The sequence below is a fragment of the Shewanella hafniensis genome (assembly GCF_019655335.1).
Taxonomy (GTDB): Bacteria; Pseudomonadota; Gammaproteobacteria; order Enterobacterales; family Shewanellaceae; genus Shewanella; species Shewanella hafniensis.
This window is the reverse complement of record NZ_BPFD01000197.1, coordinates 1-695: the sequence shown is the minus strand read 5'-3', so window position 1 is coordinate 695 and position 695 is coordinate 1. Positions and strand designations below refer to the sequence as shown.

Genomic DNA, 695 nt, shown 5'->3' with positions numbered 1-695 from the left:
ATTATGTTGCCTCCTTCTCTCCCTTTTTTCTCTCTTCCCCCTCCTTTCTCTTTTTCTTCTTTCCCCTCCTTTGCTTCTCCCCCCCCTCCTTCCTTTGTCTTTGCTCCTGTCCCTCCTCCCTTCCCCCCCTCTTCTTTCTTTTCCTCTTCTTCTTTCTCCTTTTCCCCTCCCTCTTCTTTCTTCCTCTCCCCTTTCCCTCTGCTTCTTTGCTCCTCTCCTTTCCTTCTTTGTCTCCCCTTTTTTCTCCTTCTTTCCCCGTCTCCCCTTCCCTTTTTTCTCTCTCTCCTCCCCCCTTCCCTTTCCCCTCCTTCCTCTTCTCTCCTCTCTCCTTTTCACTCACCTTCAACTCTATCCCTCCCAATTCTCCTTACCCTTTATCTCCTCCTCTTTCCCCCCTCTTTTTCTCCCTTCCCTTTCCTTTCTCTCCCTCCCTCCTCCCTCTTCCCTTTTCCTCCCTCCCTTCTCCTCCCTCCCCTCTCCTCTCTCCTTTTTCTTTCTTTTCCTTTTTTCCTCTTTCCTTTCTTTTTTCCCCTTCTTCCCCCTTCTTTTCTTTCTCTGCTTGTTTCTCTTTTTCTTCCTCTTTTTCCTCTTTTTTTTTTTTTTTTCTTTTTTTTCTTTTTCTTCTCCCCCTCTCCTCTTTCCCCCTCCTCTTCCTTCTCTCTTCTTCCCTCTTCTTCTTTCCCCCCCCCCCCCCC

2 protein-coding genes are annotated in these 695 nt (G+C 48.3%); both read right to left on the bottom strand.

The genetic code is table 11. The annotated features are described in order from the left end of the window. Nucleotide 1: 1 nt before the first annotated feature. Nucleotides 2-346, bottom strand: a complete 345-nt coding sequence (locus K5Q99_RS23110) for a hypothetical protein (RefSeq protein ID WP_220778131.1) — start codon at nucleotides 344-346, stop codon at nucleotides 2-4. A 21-nt stretch (nucleotides 347-367) separates the two neighbouring features. Further along, on the bottom strand, nucleotides 368-695 hold a 328-nt coding region (locus K5Q99_RS23105; RefSeq protein WP_220778130.1), incomplete at its 5' end, for a hypothetical protein.